The 19,377-nt window shown below is 37.9% G+C and carries 18 protein-coding genes; 14 read left to right on the forward strand and 4 right to left on the reverse strand.

Annotated features, from left to right (window positions below):
* Window positions 1-323 precede the first annotated feature (323 nt).
* The 12 genes from AZE41_RS10260 (at window position 324) to AZE41_RS10315 (ending at window position 12,721) form a co-directional block, all read left to right on the forward strand.
* On the forward strand, window positions 324-791 hold the full coding sequence (locus AZE41_RS10260; protein ID WP_067208863.1) for a GNAT family N-acetyltransferase: 468 nt from the start codon (window positions 324-326) through the stop codon (window positions 789-791).
* 38 nt (window positions 792-829) lie between these two features.
* A complete protein-coding gene (locus tag AZE41_RS10265; RefSeq protein ID WP_197485392.1) occupies window positions 830-1,834 on the forward strand; it encodes an asparaginase in 1,005 nt (334 codons plus the stop codon).
* Window positions 1,835-1,861: 27 nt separating this feature from the next.
* Window positions 1,862-2,551 (forward strand): copper homeostasis protein CutC, encoded by a 690-nt coding sequence (locus AZE41_RS10270; RefSeq protein WP_067208866.1) that lies wholly within the window; start codon window positions 1,862-1,864, stop codon window positions 2,549-2,551.
* Window positions 2,552-2,643: 92 nt separating this feature from the next.
* Window positions 2,644-3,396 carry a hypothetical protein gene (locus AZE41_RS10275; RefSeq protein WP_067213934.1) on the forward strand — a complete coding sequence of 251 codons (753 nt, stop codon included), beginning with the start codon at window positions 2,644-2,646 and terminating at the stop codon, window positions 3,394-3,396.
* A gap of 742 nt (window positions 3,397-4,138) precedes the next feature.
* Window positions 4,139-5,941: a glutamine--fructose-6-phosphate transaminase (isomerizing) gene (gene glmS / locus AZE41_RS10280; protein WP_067208869.1), complete on the forward strand. Its 1,803-nt coding sequence runs from the start codon at window positions 4,139-4,141 to the stop codon at window positions 5,939-5,941.
* A gap of 636 nt (window positions 5,942-6,577) precedes the next feature.
* Window positions 6,578-6,871, forward strand: a complete 294-nt coding sequence (locus AZE41_RS10285) for an RNA polymerase alpha subunit C-terminal domain-containing protein (RefSeq protein WP_067208872.1) — start codon at window positions 6,578-6,580, stop codon at window positions 6,869-6,871.
* Between the two features lie 174 nt (window positions 6,872-7,045).
* Complete coding sequence (locus AZE41_RS10290) at window positions 7,046-7,678, forward strand: FMN-binding negative transcriptional regulator (protein WP_067208875.1); 633 nt, start codon at window positions 7,046-7,048, stop codon at window positions 7,676-7,678.
* A 278-nt stretch (window positions 7,679-7,956) separates the two neighbouring features.
* On the forward strand, window positions 7,957-8,304 hold the full coding sequence (locus AZE41_RS10295; RefSeq protein ID WP_067208877.1) for an ArsR/SmtB family transcription factor: 348 nt from the start codon (window positions 7,957-7,959) through the stop codon (window positions 8,302-8,304).
* A gap of 15 nt (window positions 8,305-8,319) precedes the next feature.
* On the forward strand, window positions 8,320-9,618 hold the full coding sequence (locus AZE41_RS10300; RefSeq protein ID WP_067208880.1) for an arsenic transporter: 1,299 nt from the start codon (window positions 8,320-8,322) through the stop codon (window positions 9,616-9,618).
* Window positions 9,619-9,640: 22 nt separating this feature from the next.
* Window positions 9,641-10,060, forward strand: a complete 420-nt coding sequence (gene arsC / locus AZE41_RS10305) for an arsenate reductase (thioredoxin) (RefSeq protein WP_067208883.1) — start codon at window positions 9,641-9,643, stop codon at window positions 10,058-10,060.
* Between the two features lie 791 nt (window positions 10,061-10,851).
* Window positions 10,852-12,042, forward strand: coding sequence for an MFS transporter (locus AZE41_RS10310; RefSeq protein ID WP_067208885.1), 1,191 nt, complete (start codon window positions 10,852-10,854; stop codon window positions 12,040-12,042).
* Between the two features lie 109 nt (window positions 12,043-12,151).
* Window positions 12,152-12,721, forward strand: a complete 570-nt coding sequence (locus AZE41_RS10315) for an ATP-binding cassette domain-containing protein (protein ID WP_418064787.1) — start codon at window positions 12,152-12,154, stop codon at window positions 12,719-12,721.
* Window positions 12,722-13,289: 568 nt separating this feature from the next.
* On the opposite strand, the gene AZE41_RS10320 is transcribed toward AZE41_RS10315, so the two are convergent.
* Window positions 13,290-13,841 (reverse strand): helix-turn-helix domain-containing protein, encoded by a 552-nt coding sequence (locus AZE41_RS10320; protein WP_067208887.1) that lies wholly within the window; start codon window positions 13,839-13,841, stop codon window positions 13,290-13,292.
* Between the two features lie 115 nt (window positions 13,842-13,956).
* Between AZE41_RS10320 and AZE41_RS10325 the strand changes: the two genes are divergently transcribed.
* Window positions 13,957-14,538 (forward strand): LysE family transporter, encoded by a 582-nt coding sequence (locus AZE41_RS10325; RefSeq protein ID WP_067208889.1) that lies wholly within the window; start codon window positions 13,957-13,959, stop codon window positions 14,536-14,538.
* 242 nt (window positions 14,539-14,780) lie between these two features.
* Here AZE41_RS10325 and guaC read toward each other — a convergent pair whose 3' ends face one another.
* From guaC to AZE41_RS10340, 3 genes are all read right to left on the reverse strand, one after another.
* A complete protein-coding gene (guaC, locus tag AZE41_RS10330) occupies window positions 14,781-15,764 on the reverse strand; it encodes a GMP reductase (RefSeq protein WP_067208891.1) in 984 nt (327 codons plus the stop codon).
* Window positions 15,765-16,120: 356 nt separating this feature from the next.
* Entirely contained in the window at window positions 16,121-17,455 is a 1,335-nt protein-coding gene (glnA, locus tag AZE41_RS10335) for a type I glutamate--ammonia ligase (RefSeq protein ID WP_067208894.1), read from the reverse strand.
* Window positions 17,456-17,893: 438 nt separating this feature from the next.
* Entirely contained in the window at window positions 17,894-18,190 is a 297-nt protein-coding gene (locus tag AZE41_RS10340) for a DUF3817 domain-containing protein (RefSeq protein WP_067208896.1), read from the reverse strand.
* 587 nt (window positions 18,191-18,777) lie between these two features.
* Between AZE41_RS10340 and AZE41_RS10345 the strand changes: the two genes are divergently transcribed.
* Window positions 18,778-18,981: a hypothetical protein gene (locus tag AZE41_RS10345; RefSeq protein ID WP_067208898.1), complete on the forward strand. Its 204-nt coding sequence runs from the start codon at window positions 18,778-18,780 to the stop codon at window positions 18,979-18,981.
* Window positions 18,982-19,377: the final 396 nt, after the last annotated feature.

Raw genomic sequence — 19,377 nt, forward strand, 5'->3', positions numbered from 1 at the left:
ATATAGGTAGATTCACATATTTGTTTTGTCATGAAGCACTGAAAAGGAGGAACTCCATAAATTTTGGAGTCTTTTTTTTATTGCTTATAAGTGTTGGGATTTTCTTGCAAATGTTGGTAAATGGTAATCCTTTAATTGTAATGAAATAATTTAAGTTTGTTAGGGCAAGTGCTGATATAATGGAATTTAACTCTTTGGAATAATCGGTTCTCAGTAAACGCAGGAGGTGACGTAGTCATTTAAGTAATTGGTTATTATGTTAATGGCATACATAGAACTTCTTAACTGGAACGTACGTGCTTTTGTGGAAGGGAGTAGAATACATGAAACTGCATTTTTATAATCATGCTTTTGCTAAACTCATAGAAAACTATACACTAACTAGCGAACAGCAACGATTTACGGGAACCCCAAAAGATTCTATTGATCTTTCGAATACGGAAGAGAATCGCTATTCGATTTTAGCGGTAGAAAATGAGCAACTTGTAACGTTCTTTAGCTTACATAAAGGTGAAGGGGTTAACCCTTTTTCTCCTAATGACGATGCTATATTAATTAGAAGCTTTTCAACGGATTTTCATCAGCAAGGCAAAGGTTATGGGAAGAAAGCATTGATGCTTATACCAGAATTTGTTAGAAGTAATTTTATTGGCATTGATGAGATCGTACTAGCTGTAAATATTAAAAATGAGATAGCTCAAGCCCTGTATAAAAAGTGTGGCTATATTGATGAAGGCGTTCGGGAGATGGGGAGAAGTGGTGAACTCATTGTGATGAGCTACCACCTGTAGGGAATTCTTTCATAACGAGCAAGTGGAGGGAATAAACAGTGGACCAACAAGTAATAGTGGAAGAATATCGTAATGACATTTTAGAAAACGTTCATATGGGTGTTATTTGTGGAATCAATGCAGATGGCGATATCCTTTATTCTGTTGGCAACGAAAATCATATGACATTTCTTCGTTCGGCAGCAAAACCATTTCAGGCGATTCCAGTTATTCAAAATGGAGTGGATGACAAGTTCGGACTTACATCCAAAGAAGCTACTTTATTTGCTGCTTCGCATCGTGGAGAAGACTATCACATTGAGGCGCTGGATTCGATTTTACAAAAGGTCGGAATTAATGAAGAGCAATTTTATTGCTGTCCAACCTATCCGCTGAATGAAGAAGCAAAAGCGGACTATCATCGAAAGCACGGGAAGCAGCGAAAGCTTTACCATAACTGTTCAGGAAAGCATAGCGGTTTTATCGCATTGGCAAAAGTGCTGGGATACGACATTGATGGCTATTGGAAGTTGGAACATCCGGTACAGCAGCTGAGCTTGGCCGCGATGGCTGATATGGCCAATTATCCGAAGAAAGACTTTGGCATTGGAATTGATGGATGTGGATTCCCTGTGTATGCAATGCCGCTTCAGAACATTGCTCAAGCGTACCTGAAACTTGCTTGTCCAGATTTGATTCAGCAACGAGAAATGAGAGAAGCTGTCGTTAAAATTACTCGCTATATGAATGCACATCCGGAAATGATTGCGAGTCATGATTTCATTTGCTCTGTTTTATTGGCGGACCCAAATATCGTTGCTAAAGGTGGAGCTAAGGGCGTGTATGGTTTTGCACTTAAGAATGAGCGAATGGGCTTTGCATTAAAAGTAATGGATGGATCCGAGCTTGTGTGGCCAATCATTATTGCATCTATTTTGGAGCAGATCGGTTATGGAAACCATGAAACGATTGAGCGTTTGTATAAGTTAGCGCCAAAAGAAATTATAAATGATAATAATGTGATTGTCGGGGAAAGAAAAGTCGTATTTGATTTACAAAAATAAAATGCATTCATAGGAGGTGTAACCAAAATGATGTTAGAAATTATAGCTACAAGTTTGACGGATGCAATTGCTGCAGAACGAAGTGGTGCCGACCGATTGGAACTTTGCGCTGCTTTGACTGAAGGTGGCCTAACGCCAAGTTTGGGATTGGTGGAAGCAGTGGTTGCAGGTGTAAATATTCCAGTCCATGTAATCGTTCGGCCACATAGTCGAACTTTTCACTATGATGACAACGATTTAGCTGTAATGATAGCTGACATTCGCCATATTAAACGTGCGGGAGCTGCGGGAGTTGTTGTTGGAGTACTAACTGAAGAGCGTAAAGTGAATACGGATGCCCTCTCACGTTTGTTGGAGGAAACTGGAGAGATGAAAGTCACTTTTCACCGTGCATTTGATGAGATAGAAGATCAGCTGGAAGCTTTAGAAGTCATTGCTCGTTTCCCACAGATTCAGCGGATTTTGACTTCAGGGGGACAAGCACCAGCGCCAGAAGCTGCTGAACAGCTGAAAAAGTTGGTGGACAAGTCTAAAGATACTTCTGTCCTAATTTTAGCAGGGAATGGTATGAACCCTGAAATGCTGTCTTCATTGGTGTCTGCAACAGGGATAGAAGAAGTTCATTTTGGGTCGGCTGTTCGTGTTAACAGGAGCTTCATGTATCCGATTGATGGAGCGATTATTACTGCGATAAAAAGTGAACTTGAGCATAGTTAAATTTGGAGAAAAGTGAAATTGTACCTACAAACATTGGGATTACGACAAATGAGATTATAGAAATAATAGTTGAAATAGGTTCGGAGGATCGAATGGAAAACAAAACCTTTATTGGAAATGTGAAATTACTAATACAAATGCATGCTGAAGGGTTGCTTGGCGGTGAAATAATGCCAGAGGATGCTCTGATTGGAATTGTTCCCAAAGATGATTTAATGAATGTACTGACATTAGGAATGGCTTTAAATTACCAAAGAAACTCATATAAATTATGGGAGTCGGTTGCACAAGCTTATTTGGATAAAAGTTCTCGTTGGATCTTTAATCCAAAAGTCGTATCTGAAAGTAATTTGGATGAATTACGTAGTATTTTGGTTTATTACCGAGTTGCTTTACAACCCAATCGCCACCCGGAAATTTGGCAACGTGTGTCTAAGGGAATAACTCAATCATCTCAAAGAGGTGACGTAATAGGATTGATTGAATCTGCTCAATTTGATATAGCCATCTTAAAAAGCATTATGGAAATCAATAGAAAGCCAGAATTTCCATATCTTTCTGGACCTAAGATTTTCAATTACTGGTTATATGCCATGGAAAGGTATACGGGAGTTTGCTGGAGGTCTCGAGAATTGATTACAATAGCTCCTGATACGCATATTTTGAAAGCTAGCGTAAATTTAGGTCTATGTTCTTCTGAGGTATTAGATGGTTCGTCGGATAATAGACAGATAGTTGCTAAATCATGGGAAAAGGCACTAATTGATAGTGAGTTATCTCCAATTGATGTTCATACCCCTTTATGGTTGTGGAGTCGTGCGGGTTTTCCATCTCTTTCAGTCTAATAACTTTGAAATGTTACACAAAAGCTAGCTATTAAAATGAATAGAATTATATGTTTGAGTAAGCAGTAACTGATAATAATAGTGTAGTTACAACTAGATAAGTAAGAGAACCGCTTGTGTTATTAGAATCAAATTATTCCCTTGTATGACATCGGGATAGCAGGATACTTTGATACAAAAGCTAATTAATCTTGACTGACTTTTTGTTCTTAAACCTATTGAATATAGGACGAGTAATCAGCCATTTAACGAAAGTGACTGATTTTTTTGATTTCCCAAAACTGTTGTGATCTCACTATCATTCTGCATATATTAGTGAATAGGGGGATTAGAAAAAAATCTAGTCTTACTCTCTTTATTTATTGACAAAAAAACAGCAAGTTATGTAAGATGATAAAGTTGATTCATAGCTACTAGTACTAGATAAGCTATTGGTCACCGCGTGTAAAAGGAGTGAAAATCGCGCGTTAAATGTAAATCGGAAAACAGTTAAAGCGCCAGTGCTGAAGAAATCGGACGTTACTAATTTTCAGCAGACGAGGTGGAGGAGTATCGAACTTTCGGCGGAAGCCTCCCAATCGCAATTGCCCGGTTGTATTTTTTGCTAGTAAATCATTTGAGCAATCGAATGGACAAAGGAGCAAAAAGGCAAAATCATTCAAGCAATATGTAAGGACACTTCGCTAATTCAGCTGAGGTGTAGTTAAGTATTGCTTATTTTGCAAATATCGGAGGAAAAAATATGTGTGGAATAGTAGGTTATATTGGTGATTTAGATGCGAAAGAAATTCTATTAAAGGGACTTGAAAGGTTAGAATATCGTGGGTATGACTCGGCGGGAATCGCACTCCGCAATGAAAAAGGTATTACTGTTATAAAAGAAAAAGGACGTATTGCAGACCTACGTGCAGCAGTGGATTCAACAGTGTTAGCGTCAACTGGAATTGGTCAAACACGCTGGGCGACTCATGGCGTTCCAAATCAAACGAATGCACATCCACATCAAAGCACATCGAGTCGGTTTACACTTGTGCACAATGGTGTAATCGAGAATTATCATAACCTTCAAAAAGAGTATTTACAGGACGTTCAAATGATTTCTGACACGGATACAGAAATCATCGTACAACTTGTTGAAAAGTTTGTTAAAGATGGTATGACTACTGAAACAGCTTTCCGTCACACACTGTCTTTACTCCATGGTTCCTATGCAATCGCCATGTTAGATGCTGATGAGGCAGACACTATTTTTGTTGCCAAAAACAAGAGCCCATTATTAATAGGAGTTGGAGACAACTTCAATGTGGTTGCTTCTGATGCGATGGCGATGTTACAAGTAACAAACCAATACGTTGAACTACACGATCAAGAAGTTGTCATTGTTCGTAAACAAGCAATCGAACTGATGACATTGGATGGCGAAACTATTGACCGTGCACCTTTTACAGCAGAGCTCGATATGAGTGATATTGAGAAAGGCACGTACCCTCACTTTATGCTGAAAGAAATGGACGAACAGCCAGGTGTTATTCGTAAAATTCTTCAAGCATATGAAAACGAGCAAGGTGAACTTGCAATGGATGAGAATATTGTAAATGCGTTTAACGAAGCTGACCGTCTTTATATAATTGCAGCGGGCACAAGCTATCACGCTGGTCTTATCGGCAAGCACTATTTTGAAAAAATTGCTGGTATTCCGGTTGAAGTGCATATTTCAAGTGAATTTGGCTATAACATGCCACTTCTTTCGGAAAAACCGTTATTTCTTTTCATTACACAATCTGGAGAGACTGCGGACAGCCGTCAAGTATTGGTGAAAATAAAAGCGTTAGGCTACCCAAGCATTACGTTAACAAACGCTACAGGCTCCACACTTTCTCGTGAAGCGGATCATACATTACTGTTATACGCTGGTCCGGAAATTGCTGTAGCTTCGACAAAAGCATATACAGCTCAAGTAGCAGTTCTTGCTATCGCAGCTTATGTTGTAGCCAAAAAACGAGGGAAAACAGTAGAAATTGACTTGAAGAAAGAGCTTGCCATCACAGCGAATGCAATCCAAACACTTGTGGATTCAAAAGAGGAAATGGAGCAAATCGCACATGAATTCTTAGCAGTTTCTCGAAATGCTTTCTTCATCGGGCGGAACCTAGACTATTACGTTAGCTTAGAAGGTGCACTTAAAGTAAAAGAAATTTCCTACATTCAAGCAGAGGGCTTCGCAGGTGGGGAATTAAAACATGGGACGATTGCGCTGATTGAAGAGGGCACACCTGTGTTTGCAATTGTTACACAACAAGCAGTGAGTCTCAACACTCGTGGTAATGTTAAAGAAGTTGTCGCGCGCGGAGCGAATCCTTGCATACTGTCAATGGAAGGGTTGGAAGAAGAGAATGATCGTTTTGTTCTGCCCAAAGTGCATGCCTTACTTACACCTCTTGTTGCCGTTATCCCCTTGCAGCTAATTAGCTATTACGCTGCTCTTCATAGAGGATGCGACGTTGACAAACCTCGTAATTTAGCAAAATCAGTTACGGTGGAGTGAGGTTAGTTTGAGTATCAATTTTTTTGATGTGATGTAGCTTTGAAATAAAGTTGTGGATTTAAAATAAAGTCGCGATGTTTGTAAAAAAATGCGACGTTTATAAAAAAGTTACGAAACACCCCTTTGGATTTTTATCCAAAGGGGTGTTTCGTTGTAAAAGGGCTTATTTAATGAAATAGTTGAGTGTAAACTGGATTTATAGAAATAAATGAAATGATATATGGAAGTTTGTTGAGGAATGTACTTAAACTCCTAGGAAAATAAAAAAACTCATATTATTGATAATAGTGCATAAATGTACAAGGGGAGTTGAAACTGTACGGGTTCATTAAGGGAAATCTAAAGTAGAGAGCTTCATTCGTACTCGTTTAGCGCATATGGTGATCGCAATGAAGCCGTACTTCAAGACAGATTAAAGGTATGGAAATTTTTTCTTGGATGCGGAGATATGAATCATCCAAAATGGATAAGATGGTAAACAAAATCATTACGGAATTAATCAAGAAATAAGTTCGGAGTACACGAGTCTCTTTGAATGACTAATGGTTTCAGAACCTGGTATCATTCAATAAAAAGTATACTCGAAGTATTCTATAATTAAGGGAATATAGATTTTAAGGAAGGAGACATTTTACAATGGGAACTTCAAACAGGAGTTTACGAATATGTAGCAACGGACACAACTATTATAAAAGTAGTGATTGTCCAAGCTGTCCGATATGCGAGAAAGAACGTGAGCCGGACAAGGGATTTCTCTCAAAGCTCTCTGCACCTGCAAGGAGAGCGTTAGAGCATCACGGTATTGGAACGTTACAACAACTATCAATGTTTAGCGAAAAAGAAATTTTACAATTTCACGGTATTGGCTCAGCTTCTCTGCCTATACTTAGAAACTCTTTGGAGGAAATTGGATTAGTATTTAAACCTTAAAGACAGGATCGGTCTTCTTATTTTTGCGAAGGTACCAAAGCGAATTCAATGGGATTTATTGTATGAGTGTATCTAGGTCGGTACTACGTGTTTGAATTATGAAATCTGCATACCAATCATTTTCAATTAATGTGGCAATGAATGCCATTTTAGTAATCAAAGAGGAGGTTAATCATGTATATTCCCAAGTATTTTAAAGTTACAGACGTAGATGAAATTAAAGAATTTGTTCAAGAGAACTCATTTGGAACTATTGTTACAATAAAACAAAATAAACCAATTGCTAGTCATTTACCTTTGGCGCTAAATAAAAAAGGAGATGATTATTATATTACCGGGCACATGGCATATGGGAATCCACAATGGAGAACATTCGAAGGCTGTGATGATGTACTAGTTATGTTCCAGGGGCCACATGCTTATATTTCTTCTTCTTGGTACGGGCATGAAAATGTTCCAACATGGAATTATCAAGCCGTACATGTATATGGCATTGCGAGCATTTTGGATGAGGAAGAATTAAAACAAGACCTAATAATGATGCTACAAAAATACGAGAAGCATCGAAAGAATCCGGTTTTATGGAACAAACTATCTCCTCAGTTAGTAGAAAAAGAACTAAAAGGAATTGTTGGATTTAAAATTAAAGTAGGAGAAATTCAAGCTGCCTATAAATTAAGTCAGAATCGCAATGAGGAGGATTATCTTAACATCGTTGATAAACTGCATGGGGAAGAAGAAACAAGTTCCCAACAAATGGCGAAGGTGATGAAAAAGAGAGTAGAGAATTACGGAGATTCTGATTAATATGTTAATAAATCCGATAATGGCGTGGAAAATCCTTTCCCTAAACGCCAAATAATGCTTACTTGAAAATCAAAAGGGTATTATTTGGCGTTTAGAATAAGAGGTTCACTAAATAGAAATACAAACAACAAATTGGAACTTCAAATCGGTATAATATCTTTTGGTCATGTCCTAACAAAATTTCTTTCGAGTAAAGCCCAATATAATATAGTTAAGTAGAATAATTCACTTGTGAATATAAGTATATTCTTATATGATGATCTAAGGAGGGATGACTAATGAATGAAACAGTAACGATTGATATGCAGCAAGCATCGCAACTCTTAAAATTACTCGGAGATCCAACCCGTTTGACCATGATGCAGCTACTCAAGTCACATGAATGCTGTGTGTGTGAATTTGTTGAGATTTTTAATATGAGTCAGCCAGCAATCAGCCAACACTTGCGTAAACTTAGAGATATTAAGGTAGTGAAAGAAGAACGTAGAGGACAATGGATTTTCTTCTCGATTAACAAAAATCATGAAGACTATCCGTTTATTCAAAGCATTCTTGAACAGCTTCCTGAACAGAATGAGTCTATAGCTAGACTGGAAGCGCAAGGGCTTAGAGTTTGCTGCGAGTAGGAAGGGGAATGGGCGTTGGTTTCAGTAATAATGGCATCATTGATATTCATCATTACAATTATTTTTGTTATTTGGCAGCCTAGAAATTTATCAATTGGATGGTCCGCTTGTATTGGAGCAATAATCGCTTTATTAGTAGGAGTGGTTAACTTTCAAGACGTTATTGATGTTACAGGGATTGTATGGAATGCTACTCTTGCTTTCATCGCCATTATAATCCTCTCATTGATCTTAGATGAAATCGGATTCTTTGAGTGGGCTGCCTTACATATGGCTAGATTAGCTAAAGGCAGTGGGATTCGCATGTTTGTTTACGTCAGTATTTTAGGTGCAGTTGTTGCGGCTTTGTTCGCAAACGATGGGGCTGCATTAATACTAACGCCAATTGTTCTTGCAATGGTAAGAAATTTGAATTTCAATGAAAAGATGATTTTTCCATTTATTATTGCCAGTGGTTTTATAGCTGATACCACTTCGTTGCCATTAGTTGTGAGTAACTTAGTCAATATTGTTTCAGCAGACTTTTTCGGTATCGGATTTGTTGAATATGCAACCAGAATGATTGTTCCGAATTTATTTGCATTAGTTGCGAGCATTTTAGTGTTGTTGTTATTCTTCCGTAAAAGTATTCCTAAAGACTATGATGTCTCGGATTTAAAAGAACCGAAGGATGCTATCAAGGATATAAAAATGTTCCGACTAACTTGGCTGATTTTAAGCGTATTACTCTTAGGTTATTTCTCTAGTGGGTTTACGGGATTGCCTGTTTCTATTATTGCTGGGCTTACGGCGATATTCTTTATGGCCATGGCACAAAGAAGCCCAGCTGTACACACGAAGCAAGTACTTAAAGGGGCACCTTGGGCCATCGTTTTCTTCTCTGTTGGGATGTACGTTGTTGTCTACGGATTGCGTAATGTTGGTCTTACAGCTGTATTGGGCGATGTCATTCAATTGGCAGCCAATCAAGGACTCTTTATTGCAACGATTTCTATGGGATTTATTGCAGCGATATTGTCCTCACTTATGAATAATATGCCTACGGTCATGATTAACGCGTTAGCTATATCAGAAACGACTACGACAGGTCCTATTCGCGAGGCTTTGATTTATGCAAATATCATCGGATCGGATTTAGGTCCCAAAATAACCCCAATCGGTTCGTTGGCCACTTTACTATGGCTACATGTTTTATCTCAAAAAGGTGTGAAGATATCTTGGGGTAGCTATTTTAAAATCGGAATTATTTTAACGGTTCCTACACTTCTGATTACACTAATAGGACTGTATTTATGGCTGTCAATCATACAATAAAACACAAAAGGTGGCTTTAATTATGTCGAAAAAAACACTCTATTTCTTATGTACAGGTAACTCATGCCGTAGCCAAATGGCTGAAGGTTGGGGCAAAAAGTATCTTGGTGAAGAATGGCAGGTTCTCAGTGCTGGAATTGAAGCACATGGAGTTAATCCAAATGCTGTCAAAGCCATGAATGAGGCTGGCGTCGACATTTCGAATCAAACTTCGGATAGTATTGATCCACAAATCTTAAATGATGCAGATTTTATCGTCACGCTTTGTGGGGATGCTGCTGACAAGTGTCCGATGACACCACCCCATGTAAAGCGTGATCATTGGGGATTTGATGATCCTGCAAAGGCAGAAGGAACGAATGAAGAGAAGTGGGCTTTTTTCCAACGTGTTCGTAATGAAATTGGTGATCGTATTAGGTACTTTGCTGAAACTGGGAAATAAATAATTAATAAAGGTCGGGAGAAACCATCTCTCGACCTTTATTCCGAAATGCATATAAGTATATTATTATCTTTTTATGAAGGGGTCGATCCCAAGATGAATATCTAACGTACGACTTTGAATCAGCACAAAAAGTGGAACTGGATTTACCAAAAACAGGAGTATGCAATGTGAATCTGACACCAATAAGCAAGAACAGTCAGATGCTGTTAAGTCAGCTAATGATTCTGCAATAATATAGGCGTTAGGTGATGAGATGAATAAAGAGGATCATGATTTTTATGCAAAAGGAAAAGTATTGTAAACCATTAGTCTTAAAAATAGAGTTGGATTAGTATTGAAGGGAAATCGAAAGCCTCAAGAACGCAACTGGGAGGGGATGGAAGAACGTGATATGCATTGACATACCATTAGGAACAAGTTAGTATAATTTAAGCTTTGAAAGGAGCGATAGTGGTGGGATTTTTACAACTATACTGATCGATATGTACATATTTTGTTAACCACTCTTTTGAGGGGTTATTTGTTGTGCGTACTAGGTTAGATAGGAAGTAGAAGCTTTATCGCTCTACAGATATCTTTACCATTTTTTAAGTACGCAGTAAAATGCGTACTTTTTTTATAGACTCAGGGAGACAGGTGCTATAGTCGTTTCTAAGCAGTCGTATTGTGATTTTATGATTTGGAGGGATTTCACTATGATGATGTTACTTTTCTATTGATACGGGCTTAGTAAGTCAAGCTCGTATCGGTGAAGAATCGATACGCAAATTCAGGAGGTATCGATTATAATGGAAAATAGAAATTGGAAACGAAAATTTATTGCGTTATATACAGGACAGTTTTTCTCATTGCTGAGTAGTGCCGCTGTTCAATTTAGTATTATTTGGTGGTTGACAGATACAACGGGTTCTCCACTTGTATTAGCACTGGCTGGGATAGCCGGCTTTTTACCGCAAGCCTTGCTCGGTCCATTTGCAGGGACGATTGTTGATCGTCATTCCCGTAAAGTGATGATGATTTTAGCAGATCTGATTATTGCACTGGGTAGTTTATTCTTGTTTTTATGGATGTATTATAGCGAGCCAAATATCACGTTAGTCATACTTGTGTTAATTGTTCGATCCCTTGCGACTGCTTTTCATATGCCGGCAATGCAAGCTTCTGTACCATTGCTTGCACCAAAAGAGCATCTTACAAAGGTTGCAGGCTGGGGGCAGATGGTGAGTTCAATGACCAATATTGCAGGACCCGCAGTAGGGGTGTCGTTACTGGCAGTTAGCTCCCTTGAATGGGTGTTATTGTTCGATGTTTTTGGCGCTATTATCGCTTGTAGCGTGCTATTGTTCATCCGAATTCCGAGCGTAACAAGAACAGAAGAAATGGCCACTGATAACTTGATAGCTGAAATGAAAGAAGGCTATCATGCGATTGTGAAACATCGCCTTGTCCTAAAGCTAACCATCGTGATGATTGTTGTAGCTGTTCTATTCATTCCCGTTGGAACTTATTTCCCGCTTATGGTACGGAATCATTTTGAAAAAGGCGTAGTAGAAGCAGGTATCGTTGAGATCGTATTTGCAATTGGTTTGATTGTAGGCGCTTCGTTTTTAGGTGTACTGGGAGATCGGTTCGATAAGGTTAAAACAATGGCAGCAGGCATGATCTTGATGGGCATTTCCTTATTTATTTCCGGTCTGCTTTTGCCGTCGATGTTCTATGTGTTCGTAGTGATGAGTTTTTTAGTCGGTTTAGCTGGTCCATTATTTTCAGCGCCATTCTATGCTTTTATCCAAGCGGAAATTGAACCTCAATTGCTTGGACGGGTATTCAGTTTTGTGACAAGTCTATCGTTATTGGCAGCACCAATTGGATTAGGTTTAGCTGGATTTTTTACGGAACTCACGAATGTAGCCGTCTTCTTTAGCGCGGCAGGTCTCCTTATTGTTCTAAATGCGGCAGTGACTATAAAAGTGAAGTAGGAGGAAGCGACATGCAATTTTTATTATTCTTTTAATACGAGCTTGAAATAGAAGCTCGTATCGATTCTAGCTATCGGTACGAAATTATAATATTTTGGAGGTAGTGAATTTGGAACAAATCTGTTTTGAAATAAAAAATGTTGCTGGGAAAAGTACATTATTGAAATTGCTAGCTAATAATATTAAACCGACACGTGGAACAGTGAAACTTCATGTGGAGGGCGGTTACTTTGAGCAACTGGGCCCCACTGTTGTAGAAGCGGACGGGGCCTTACTTGGAAGATTGGCAGTTCCGCAATATTCTGAAGAGCTAAGTGGTGGTGAGCAAACAAGGTTGAAGTTGGCACAGTTGTTTACGCTTTATTACGAAGCACTATTGATTGATGAGCCGACTACGCATTTAGATCAAGAAGGTATATCTTTTTTACTCGATGAACTGCGCTATTACTACGGGGCACTAGTATTAATTAGCCATGACCGCGCTGTTTTAGACTCGCTCGTTACCACAGTATGGGAAGTGAATGACGGAGTAGTACATGTCTATTCAGGAAATTACAGTGATTACCAGACGCAAAAACAGCTCGAACGTGAACAACAAAGTCAATCGCACGAACAATTCGTAAAAGAGAAGAACCGTCTTGAAAAAGCAGTGCAAGAAAAAATGAAAATAAACAATTGAATCAAGTGTAATTTCTAGTGAAAAATAAGCCGTTGAGAATATCTCAACGGCTTATTTTTCAGTGGCCTGATGGAGAATATTCTGTTCGAAAATTGTTCACATCAGTCAAACTGATATATTGTACAGTAGGAAACCCTTTTTTTATATTAAATTTCCCTAAATTCGCTAAGAACCTGGTTTTTACAAAATTAGTAAGGATATCGATTGCTTATGCTTAGATAAACAAATCCGCAAATGATTTGCAGAAGAGGGGGTTAATTTTAGATTGAAGTAACTTTTGCAAGCTATGGATTTGATTGAGGGGGATAGGTTTTGCTTGACTGTCAAGGCTATGGTTCGATTTTCCAAGAAATTATCATTGTAATATATAAATACGATTAGTGTAGAGTGCTTCTCGATTCTTGTGGATAAAACAGTTACATGTGCATGAAAAGATAGAGCAAATCCCACAGTGAGTGGAATAGAAAAGCATTAGGAAATTAAACGTAGCAGGCAAGATTAATAATTGCATTGGTACAAAGAGGCTGTCCCATCAGCCGATAATTTACAACTCATGGACAGCCCCTTTTTAATTTGGGTAGTACAATACCATACTTAAACGAGTCAATGTTTCTCCTGAATTATGATAGCTATGGGGTCTGTCGGCTTTAAATCGGATGGAATCACCGCTTTCAATGGTATACTCCTCGTAATTTACACGTACCGTTAGCTCCCCCTCAAAAATTGTTAATAGCTCTTCGGTCCCCTCCATATGTGAATCTGCACTTAGGAATCCACCTTTGTCTATCTCAACTGCATACACTTCAAAGCGTTTGTCTTCATCAAATGGAAAATGGGGGTATACTCGATATTTTCCATTATCTTCGGACAAGATTTGAATATCACTTTTCGATACTATTATTGTGTCGGGCTGAGGGTGATTGATGAGTGAAGTAAAAGAAACTTTCAAACCATTGGCTATTTTCCAGATAGTTGTAATGGTTGGAGCTGATTCGCCACGTTCAATTTGACCGATCATTGTTTTACTTACACCAGTCAATTCAGCCACTTTTTCAAGACTTAATTTTTTACTCTCCCTTATTGCTTTTAAATTCTTGGCAATGATAAGATGAATTTCCATTTTTAAAACACTCCTATTTCTCTGTACAATATAACGTCTGAACTGTACAATAAAAAGAAAACGTTATAGTGCCTGTTATGGACAGTATAACATATTCATTAGGGGGAGGTCGAATATGCCAGTACTAACATTCTTGTTGTATGTTTTTGTCATGAGTTTTACGCCAGGTCCGAATAATATTATGGCGATGTTATTTGCGAATCAGTATGGATTTAAGAAGACACTTCGATTTTGCCTAGGCGTAGGCGCAGGTTTTTTTGTCATCATGATATTATCGAGTTACTTTAATCTAATCCTACATAACTTCATTCCGAAAATTGAGTTGCCTATGATGCTTCTAGGTGCGGCCTATATGCTGTATCTGGCAATCAAAATAATTACTAGTTCGACTAGTACTAATGGTGATGAGGGCGGTAAATATAACAGTTTTTTGGCAGGGATGCTGTTACAGTTTGTCAATCCGAAAGGTGTTTTATATGGTATTACGGTAATTGCAACGTTCATTCTTCCATATTATAGTTCAACAATTGACTTACTACTATTTTCGTTGTTTCTAGGTTTCGTCGGTATAATGAGCACTTGTTGTTGGAGCCTTTTTGGTTCGATATTTCAGAAATTCCTCTCGGATTATAGAAAGCAATTTAATATTGTGATGGCATTGTTATTGATGTATAGTGCAGTTTCGATTTTTTTGTAATAAGTAATATTAAGTGCGAGGGTTACAAATGAGGCTGTTGTTAAAAGATGCGCGAAGTGGATTGAATACTCTGAAGTACGCAAAACGCATTTAGAACTTGTTTTATCATGGAAGTTAAAATGAAAATACTGAGCTGTCAGTAATAATCTTGATGTTGTTTTCATTCAATTAAGATCTCCCTAAATAGAAAATCCAATCAAGATATAAAATATCTTGATTGGATTTTTAATAGCTATAAATTTTCAGTACACTTTATCTCCATTAAAAATGGAGTTTTTTACAATGACATAATCCACTGTTCGGATGGCTTCAAGTTTGCTACCGCCAGCATAGGAGATGGACGATTGTAAATCTTGTTGCATTTCGTCTAAAGTGTCCATTAGTGGACCTTTATATTCGACGTACATTTTTTTACCTTCAACGTTTTTCTTTTCGCCCTTTTGGAATTCAGAGGCTGATCCAAAGTATTCTTTGAAACGTTGTCCATCTTTTTCAATTGTTTGACCGGGAGATTCTTCGTGTCCAGCAAATAGAGAACCGATCATGACCATTGAAGCACCGAAACGTACCGATTTAGCAATGTCACCGTGTGTACGTATGCCGCCGTCTGCGATGATAGGTTTAGTAGCTGCTTTCGCACACCAACGTAGTGCAGCTAACTGCCAACCGCCTGTACCGAAGCCTGTTTTTATTTTTGTAATACATACTTTACCAGGTCCAATACCAACTTTCGTAGCATCTGCCCCGGCATTTTCAAGTTCGCGTACGGCTTCTGGTGTGCCAACGTTACCAGCGATGACAAAGCTTTCAGGCAGATGCTTTTTAATATGTTGAATCATATTAATGATTGCATTGGAATGTCCATGAGCAATGTCGATTGTGATGAATTCAGGTGTAAGTTCGTCAGCAGCTAGTTGTACAATAAAAGTGTAGTCCTCATCTTTAACACCAACGCTAATAGAAGCGATTAAACTACGTGATTGCATGTCTTTAACAAAGTTTGCTCGTTTTTCTGGGTTAAAACGATGCATAATATAGAAGTAACCACTTTCAGCTAATTGGATAGCGATACTTTCATCAATAATTGTTTGCATATTTGCTGGTACAACTGGAATTTTAAATGTATGTCCGCCAAGTAGTATAGAAGTGTCACACTCAGAACGACTATTTACCACACACTTTGCAGGAATCAGCTGGATATCTTCGTAATCAAATACGTTTTCCATAGATAGCACCTCGAAATCCGAATAATATCATTCGTTTAGTTTGGAACGTTCGCACTTTAATAATTTACAACAATTTAGGTAGTATGTCAAAATATTTAATAGTGATTGGCAAAACGTATAAAATCTGATTCCATTTCCTTTTGAGTTTAATAACTACTTTTTGTTATACAAATAATTAAAAAATAAGCAAAAAGAGCTTTCGTGGACTCTTTTTGCTTATTCCTATGTGTCGATAGCATCTACTGTACAAACACGCAAAGAGAGGCATTAAATGGTGAGTATCCCATATTACCGAATCGGGGGTATCGAAGTTTCAATGGTTTAAAAGTCTGTTATCTTCTTACGAGACCTTTTTATCAATAGATCTTCATATAACGTTCAACTTCCCAAGGGTGTACGGTAATTCGGTAACTTTCCCATTCTAATTTTTTCTCTGCCATAAAGTTTGTGAAAATGTGATTGCCAAGAGCTTCTTGGATAATTTCATCCTTACCTAGCGCGATGAGTGCATGGTCAAGGTCAGTAGGTAGTGTCCCGATACCTAATTCTTGAAGTTCGAAAGGTTTCATTTCGTAAATATTGCGGTCGACTGGCATTGGCGGTTCGAGTTCACGTTTAATGCCATTTAAACCTGCTTTTAATATAGCCGCCATTGCAAGATATGGGTTTGCAGCCGAGTCGACGGAACGGACTTCGATGCGAGTGCTTATTCCCCGAGATGCTGGAATTCGGATAAGAGGGCTGCGGTTTTGGGCAGACCAGGCGATGTAACAGGGCGCTTCGTAGCCGGGAACAAGTCGCTTATAAGAGTTAACTGTTGGATTTGTAATTGCTGTAAATCCAGGAACATGTTCGAGAACGCCAGCCATGAACTGATATGCTGTTGTACTTAATTGTAATTCACCATTTTCGTCAACAAAGGCATTTTCACCGTCTTTGAATAGGGAAACATTACAATGCATACCTGATCCGCTGACACCGAAAAGGGGTTTTGGCATGAACGTTGCGTGCAAGCCATGTTTACGAGCAATTGTTTTGACGACGAGTTTGAATGTTTGAATGTTGTCACAAGCGGTAAGAACATCCGCATATTTAAAGTCGATTTCGTGTTGTCCTGGAGCGCACTCATGGTGCGATGCTTCAACCTCGAAGCCCATTTCCTCTAACTCCAAGACGATATCTCGTCGACAGTTTTCTCCAAGGTCCATTGGTGCAAGATCGAAATAGCCGCCGTTGTCATTCAATTCCATTGTCGGTTGCATATTTTCATCGAGCTTGAATAAGAAGAATTCTGGTTCTGGTCCCAGATTGAAATCAGTAAATCCGAGCTCCTTCATTTCTGTCAATACACGTTTTAAATTCCCACGAGGATCACCTGTAAACGGAGAACCATTGGCAAGAGAAATATCACAGATAAGACGTGCTACCCTTCCTTTTCCTGAGGGCCAAGGGAACACCATCCATGTGTTAAGATCTGGTATGAGGTACATATCGGATTCCTCGATACGCACAAATCCTTCAATTGAAGAGCCGTCGAACATCATTTTATTGTTAAGCGCCTTATCGAGCTGGCTGATGGGAATTTCCACGTTTTTGATCATACCTAAAATATCTGTGAATTGAAGTCGAACGAAATTCACATTTTCTTCTCCTACAAATTTGCGAATGTCTTCTTTTGTATAATTCCTCATCATACCACTCTCCTTAAGTATCATTAATTACGGATTACTCCATAACATTTTTCTATAATAAAGCAAAAAGTTACCATTAACAAGAATTTTATTTAAATCTAATTAATTTGTATAAAGCTGGCTTTCAATAATCTAATCATAATACTGAAAATAAACCATTTGTTGGAAAAATAAGAAAGGGGATTGCTTATTATTCTTAATCTTCATTTTTAGGGTGAACCGGAAATAATTCAACAGTAATTGAGATAAAAGAGTAAATAGGCTTGCGTAAGCAAATTAAAAAAAGCGAAGCCCCTTTTATTGAAATGGGCTTCGCTTTTTTTTTGACAGAATCTATTATACTATAATATGTTGGCATAAAGAATCCTCTCAACAACGCTCGGGGATGCCTTTGCTGGAGATTATATAGAATCATTAGTTCAACATATAAATATATTTTTAGTTCGTTTTCAAGTTTTTGAGTCGTCTGTCCAAAATGAAATTGCCAAAGGGGATAAATGCTGAAAGAAGGGCACCAATCGTAAACCTAAACGGCCATTTCACCTTAATCATCGTATATACAATTGCTGCGATATAAGCTAGAAATATATAGCCATGAAGTGTTCCGACGATTGTTACTGCACTCTTCATACCGAACCAATACTTTAATGGCATTGCGATAAACAATAGGATCAGTAGTGAAATGCCTTCCAATATACCAATCAAACGAAAACGTCCTAAAGCATTTTTTAACATGATTCCACTTCCTCTACTTACTACATTTCATCAATTACTTTACAATATGAAAATTATCATGTACAGGAATGTGACTTGCTGTGAAGGAAAGGGGCAGGGAGAGTTGAAACTCAGGATTATTGACCTTCAGCCTGTAGCACCTATACTTCAAAGTAGAAATACAGTTAAAATTGTCGATACATTATTTAATTCTCTGGCTTTATTTTAATACCAACGATTGTTGTTTGAGAGAGCTTGCCAATTGTTCGGTGATTTTTTTCATCTTTCATTAATTTGTGGAGGTTACTTTTGAACACTTTTCAAGAACTTGCAAAAACAGTTATTATTAGAAAGGAAAATCGTTGCATTCCTATATAAAAAAGGACTCTTGTCATCATATAGGTCATGATTTAGGTTTTATTGTTCAAATTGAACGCATTATGGTCTAGGGACTAATCGTATGCTATTTCCGTATGTGAATTGACTGATAAAATAGAAAAACTATAGGTTTTTTAATTAATTTTAGAAAATCCCCAGTAGTCATCGAATTTCGGTTATACTAGAGAGAAGTAAAATCAATCATTATTCAATAGTAAGGAGGATTTTAAATGACTGAAAACAATGAAACAAATGAACACGAAGCGCCAAAGAAAAAGATAAGCTTAAAAGAAGTGATACAACAACAGTTAGAAGCGAAGAAGAACCAAACTGCTGATAACAACGCAAAAGGCAATCCAGCACAATCTGCTAAAAAAATGCAAAGCCAACAAGCAAAAAAAGTTAGCAGTGCCCGTAGAAAAATGGGGTCATAATGTAACAGCGCAAACCGATTACCTATTGGTTTGCGTTTTTTTTGGAGAAATAAAACGTCTGTTGATTAACCATTTTATTGAATTACGTGCAGGTAATAAAGGATTGAAAAACTCCATATTCACTGGATCATTTCCGGTCCGCTTTCGATGAATTATTCAAGGCATCTCGATAATGGTATAGAAGTGGTTCAATTCAAAGCGAACCAAAAGCAACTATACACGGAGTACTTGATATTTGAGTAAGTCTTTTTGGTGAATTTTGGTTAATCAACACATGTGTAAGTCCAGGGGAGATCTAGTACTTTATGTGTTCCATTAATTAAAATACAAAGTTCGAAAAGTTGGCTATATTGAAGAAGAAACAAGCTCATTTTGAATGGTATACTGGCAATATTG

Origin of the sequence: Sporosarcina psychrophila (assembly GCF_001590685.1) — a bacterium.
GTDB lineage: Bacteria > Bacillota > Bacilli > Bacillales_A > Planococcaceae > Sporosarcina > Sporosarcina psychrophila.